5 protein-coding genes are annotated in these 6,068 nt (G+C 56.1%); all 5 read left to right on the top strand.

Translation table 11 applies throughout. The features are described 5' to 3' along the window. Positions 1-112: 112 nt before the first annotated feature. Positions 113-919: an AraC family transcriptional regulator gene (locus tag ABIZ35_RS00785; protein ID WP_348217970.1), complete on the top strand. Its 807-nt coding sequence runs from the start codon at positions 113-115 to the stop codon at positions 917-919. A 143-nt stretch (positions 920-1,062) separates the two neighbouring features. Further along, on the top strand, positions 1,063-1,851 hold the full coding sequence (locus ABIZ35_RS00780) for a DUF1559 domain-containing protein (RefSeq protein WP_348217969.1): 789 nt from the start codon (positions 1,063-1,065) through the stop codon (positions 1,849-1,851). A 96-nt stretch (positions 1,852-1,947) separates the two neighbouring features. Then, on the top strand, positions 1,948-3,612 hold the full coding sequence (locus tag ABIZ35_RS00775) for a glycoside hydrolase family 71/99-like protein (RefSeq protein WP_348217968.1): 1,665 nt from the start codon (positions 1,948-1,950) through the stop codon (positions 3,610-3,612). A 312-nt stretch (positions 3,613-3,924) separates the two neighbouring features. Beyond that, positions 3,925-4,632, top strand: coding sequence for a DUF1559 domain-containing protein (locus ABIZ35_RS00770; RefSeq protein WP_348217967.1), 708 nt, complete (start codon positions 3,925-3,927; stop codon positions 4,630-4,632). A 338-nt stretch (positions 4,633-4,970) separates the two neighbouring features. Then, positions 4,971-6,068, top strand: a 1,098-nt coding sequence (locus ABIZ35_RS00765) for a PAS domain-containing protein (RefSeq protein WP_348217966.1), incomplete at its 3' end; no start/stop codon positions are given.

Below are 6,068 nucleotides of genomic sequence, written 5' to 3'. Positions count from 1 at the left end.
AGCGCTGGCGGATTTTTGGGCGGGACGGATTGCAGAGATCCGCTTCTACGACCGGGCGCTCTCCGCCGCCGAACTTCAGACAATTCACGACTATTCCCGGGGCGGCTAAACGATGGATGCGGATTTCGCGGATGGAAAAATCGATATCGTCGCTTCCGGAATCCGGCCGTCGCATCCTGTGGATTACGAGGTGGATTGGCCGGAAGGCGTTAAAGAACATGGCTTCGTCCTGTTTCATGGCCCCGTTCTGCTGGATGATGTTTCCGGCCGCCGTTCGCGGCCGCCGGGGACCTGCATCTTCTATCTTCCCTTCCAGCCTCGGTACTATCACGGCCTGAACGGCGCCCTGGACCATACCTGGGTCCTCGCGATCGGCCCGGGCGTTTTGGGCTGCCTGACCGATTACGGCATCCCCGTCAATACGGCGCTGGAATTGGGCGATCTTGAGTTTCTGGAGCCTTACATTCAAGATGTGCGGCAGGAGCGGCTGCATCTACTGGACCACTATGAAGATGCGATTACGGATCTCTCGCGGGATTTTTTTCGACGGATCGGCGTGCTGATCGCACAAAGCGCCGAGCCGCTGAGCACAGCGCAGCGCGTGCGTGCGAATACGCTCAGTGAGGTCCGCCTGGCCGTCCATTCGGACATGTGCCGACGCTGGACCGTCCCCGACATGGCGGCGATGAGCGGTCTGAACCCAACGCGGTTCGCCACCGAGTACACCAAGCAGTTCGGCGCAAGCCCCGTCGACGACTTGATCGATGCGCGTCTTCGCCGCGCGGAGTACCTGCTCAAACATCGATCGATGACCGCCAAGCAGATCGCCATGGAGTGCGGCTTCACCAGTCCCGAACACTTCAGCCGCCTCTTTCATGCGCGGCGCGGGTACTCGCCGGGACAGTTCCGCCGGCTTTGACAGGCATGAGAATCCATCAAGAACATCGCCACATCCGTACTTGTGGCTTTTTGCGCCCAATGTTACAATAAGCGAAGTATATTCCCATCTGTAATCCATTGGGATCTTGTATTCTCCAAAGGAGAAGAAAGTGAGAGTCATTGATGAAAGCAAATCTCCAGAAGACACACGCAGGTTTCACGCTAATCGAGCTACTTGTAGTTATTGCTATAATTGCTATATTGGCGGCGATCTTGTTCCCCGTGTTTGCACAGGCGCGTGAGAAGGCGCGAAGCACGGCCTGTTTGAGCAATCTCAAGCAGATCGGACTGGCCGTCGTTCAATACACACAGGACAACGACGAACGGTACATGTATGAGTACCGCGATGAAAACGGCGGCGCCACCCAGTGGCCTAACAACCCGCCGACCCTGCCCAACGGGCAGCTTGCGGGCTGGTACACGGCGCCGCTCAACAATCTTGCTTCTTCGAACTGGGCCTATGAGCTTCAGCCCTACATCAAAAACACCCAGGTGATGGCCTGCCCGTCGGCGCCGGATCAGCAGGGATGGAACCCGCCGACGAGTACGGACAAGATCAGTTACGTCGCCACGTCCTATGTGCTCGACGGCTTCAAGAACCCAGGAACGCCAGTCAGTCTCGCCGCCATCGTCGCGCCCTCGGACTTGATTCTCTTGTTTGACGGCGGCAACGCGACCAAGGTCGCGCAAATCCAGGGGTGGAACGGATACGACTTCAACAACCGCTGCGTCGTCAACAATAACTTCCGGCCAAGTGACGGCGTATGCCCGCAGTGCTATGGCGACTGGATCGCGCGTCACCAGGGCGGTCGCAACTACATGTTCGCGGACGGCCACGCGAAATGGTCTATCGATTCCAATATGTACATCACCACGCATCCGGACCGATGGGACGGGAGCTGCCAGAAATAAATGCGCCTGGTGGATAAACATCCGATTGCGGGTGTTTATTCGTCACATAATATTATTGCTATATTTGCAATTTATAGAATCAAAGGAGAAAGAATAATGACGAAGTTATTCCAGCACATGCGTCTCGGTTTCGCGCTCTTAGGAGCCGTTTCGGCAATTGGGTTCCAGCCGGCGGTTGCGGGCAGTCCGCCGGGGGATGTGGTCGGCAAGCTTACCGCCGCCTATCAAGGCTACTTTAGCTGTAAGGAGCCGACGGCGCCCGACGGTCAGGGGTGGATTCACTGGGCGTACGATGTCAGCAGCGCGCCCAGCCTCACCAATTACGGCTGTTCGTCCTGGCCCGACATGCGTCCGTACAGCACCGGGACTTACGCCACCAGCGCTCCCAACTTCGGCAATGGTCAGCCCGCGAAGCTCTTTACGTCTTATAACTCGTCCATCGTCAGCACGCACATGCAGATGATGAAGCAGAACGGCATGGACACCATCGCGATCGGCCGGTTCAACCCGACGGGGATCTCCGGGCCGACACAGTGCGCGCAGCTCGTGCAAAACGCGGCCCCCGGCGCCGGCATGAAGTACTATATCAGCTACGATCTTTCTGGCTGGAATAACTTCTCCACCGAACTGCCGAATGACTGGACGAACGTCATCGTCAATCAGCTCCACATGCCCACGAACGCCAACTATGCGAAGCAGAACGGCAAACCCGTGGTCGAGGTGTGGGGGCTGGGTAACGTCAATCCGCATAACGGAACGCCGACGTCTGAGCTTGCGCTGGTCAATTGGCTGAAGTCGCAGGGCTGCTATGTGATCGGCGGCGTCTCCCACGCTTGGCGTTGGGGAACCGACATGCAGCCCTTTGTGAATGTCTTCCAGGCGTGCAACATGCTTCAGCCCTGGCAGATCGGCGTCGTCGGCGACATCGGCAGCGTGGACGCCAACAAAAGTACGCAGTCAGATGATCTTGCCTGGTGCAACAGCCACAGTGTCGATTACCAAGTTTGTATCCTGCCCGGCGATATCAGCGTGCATCAGCGCCAGCACGGGAATCTGATGTGGGAGGAGTTCGCCAATCTCAGATCCATCGGTGTCCAGAGCGGCTTCATGACGATGTTCGATGAGTTCGGGGAGGGCAATCAGCTCATGCCGACCGCCGAGGACGCGAGCATGAGCCCGACCAACCCCTCGAACATTACGATCCCCGCGACCGGGACGAATCATTTCTGGACATTGGACGAAGACGGAACGCATTGCTCGGCGGACTATTACATGCGCCTGACGGCCGACGGCGGCAAGATGCTGCAAGGTCTGATCCCACTGACCTACACGCGCCCCACGCCGCCCGTGCGCAAGCTGGTCCCCGGCGCCGTCGTTTCGTTTCAGGCGACCGTCAACGGCAAATATGTCTGCGCTGATAATTCCGGATCGAGCCCGCTGATCGCCAACCGCACCTCGGTCGGGGTATGGGAGCAGTTCCGTGTGGTCGATCTCGGAAACCGCAATATCGCGCTTCTGTCGCTTTCCAACAACCTCTACGTCTCGGCAGGGACCTTGGGAACCAGCGTGCTGACCGCCAACCACAGCTCGGCAGGCGCCGGGGAATCCTTCTACGAGTGTGACGCCGGTGGCGGCAATGTTGCCCTGCGCTGCCTTGCCAACAATCAATTCGTCTGCGCCGAAAACGCCGGCGCGAATGCTCTGATCGCCAACCGGGCGACTTATGGATCGTGGGAGACGTTCACTGTTCGAACATATTAGCAATTTCGAATAGAATTTCGTCCACAAAGCGGCCCCGCCAATCAGAGCGAAAAGAGCTCTGATTGGTGGGGCCGCTTTGTGACTTGGGTGCACTCTTTTTATATCAAATGAGTTAATCGTATAGATATCGAGATATCAATTTTGAGTATTATCGTAGAACTGTTTGTATCAGAAAGTGCTATACAATTGCCAATTAATGCCTTGCCCAGTCAATTGAGCTGTGATATACTTCAAACACAGAAACGCAAATATTCCATTCGTACGCTTTCTGGCCGATCCACAAATTATTTTCACTACCCGGGAGGTAGAACTATGAATGATCTTTATCCTCGCAAAACTCGATCTGGATTTACGCTGATTGAATTACTCGTTGTTATCGCAATAATCGCGATTCTCGCCGCGATTCTCTTCCCTGTTTTCGCCAAAGCTCGCGAAAAGGCGCGCCAGATCAGCTGCCTTTCCAACATGAAGCAGCTTGGCCTTGGCTTTATGCAGTACATCCAGGACAATGACGAGTTGTGGCCAGGCGCCGCCAGCGGCGGCGGCCCTCTCAGCCAGGGCGGCTGGGGCTCACAGATCTATCCCTACGTAAAGTCGACCAGCCTTTACAAGTGTCCGGACGAAAGCGGCATTGTCGCCGGCGTCCCTTACACCGTTGCCTACGTCATGAACTACGAGATTTACGTGAACGCCGGCAGCTGGGCCGACGACAACCGCAATGGACTGAACCTGGCGGCCATGGTCACTCCGGCCTCCACGCTGGTGCTGTACGAAGGGCTGAACGGCGCGGCTTACACACTGGACAATAAAGACCCATCTATCATGGCGAACCATGCAGGATGGTCTAACGGCAATTCGGGCGAGATCAGCGATCGCCACGACAACACTTCCACCCGGGCATCCAACTTCACATTCGCCGATGGGCATTCGAAGTTCGTCAAGAGAGCCGCTGTTTCATTCTTCCCGGGAGTTTCGCCCGACAACCTGGGTAACTATTCGATTACCTTCGCCTACAAATAGTTTTCGGTCTCACTCTCAATCCAATACACCCAAGGCCCAAACGCATTTTTACTGCGTTTGGGCCTTTTCTCATTTTATTGAAGCACACTCCACTATTCTTGAATTGATTGAAGTTTGTATTACTTATATAATGTATATCGTATTAAATAATATAGCACATTCTCTTGGGCAACGGTACAATCACTAGCATAGGGCGGCCCAACCGAGCTTCGACATAGGAAGGTCGTTCGCCCATATCACCATCATTGGCCGCAATATTGAGATGCATGAGGACATTCAGGACTCTGGCATCCGGGGCGTTGTTCAGCGGTTTTAATCCTGAAAGACCGGGAAACGCAATGACAAAGCCAAAGCAAGTCGAAGAAGAATACGGCCTTGGGGCGGTGATCCCGGCGAATGAAACTCGCGATGCGGATGGCGCGGCTCTTCTCGCCCAAGAGGTGATCGATACGATCCGTAAGCCGCTGCTGGTCCTTGGGGACGGGATGCGAGTGCGGAGCGCGAACCGATCCTACTGCAATGTTTTTCAGGCGCTGCGGGAGGATGTGGAGCAAAGCTGCTTCTATGACCTCGACGGCGGTCAATGGGACACCCCGCGCATGCGCGAGCTGCTAGAGCATGTCTGGGAGCACGAGGCTCCCTTCGAAGACCTGGAGCTGCAAAGCGAGTTTCCGCGTATCGGCGCGAAGACCGTGCTGGTGTATGCGCGACGCCTGATACACCAGGGCGAAAATTCGCGCTTGATCTTACTGGCCCTCGAAGACATCACGGAGCGTCGCCGCGCCGAACAGCTGCTCGCGGCGGTGGACTCTTATGCGCAGAACATCGTCGACACGGTGCGTGAGCCACTTCTGATGCTGGACCCCACCTTGCGCGTGAGAAGCGCCAACCGCGCTTTCTATCAGACCTTTCAAGTCACTCCTGAAGAAACCGAAGGCTGCTTGATTTACGAATTGGGCAATCGGCAGTGGGATATTCCCGGTTTGCGGACGCTCTTGGAGGAGATTATTCCTCAGAAATCAGTCTTCAACGACTACGAATTGGCGCATGACTTCCCGTCGATCGGAAGGCGTGTCATGCTGCTGAATGCCCGTGAGCTTCGCGCCGGCAATCACACGGAGGTCATCGTGCTGGCCCTTGAAGACATCACGGAGCGCCGGCGCGCCGAACAGGTGCTCGCGGCGGTGGAATCCTATGCGCAGAACATCGTCGACACGGTGCGAGAGCCACTTCTGATGCTGGACCCCACCTTGCGCGTGAGAAGCGCCAACCGCGCTTTCTATCAGACCTTTCATGTCTCCGCCGAAGAGACCGAAGGCTGCTTGATTTACGAATTGGGCAATCGGCAGTGGGATATTCCCGGTTTGCGGACGCTCTTGGAGGAGATTATTCCTCAGAAATCAGTCTTCAACGACTACGAATTGGCGCATGACTTC

Origin of the sequence: Capsulimonas sp., from assembly GCF_039929585.1 — a bacterium.
Lineage (GTDB): Bacteria > Armatimonadota > Armatimonadia > Armatimonadales > Capsulimonadaceae > Capsulimonas.
Note: the sequence above shows the minus strand (reverse complement) of the source record. Positions and strands in the feature narration are given on the sequence as shown.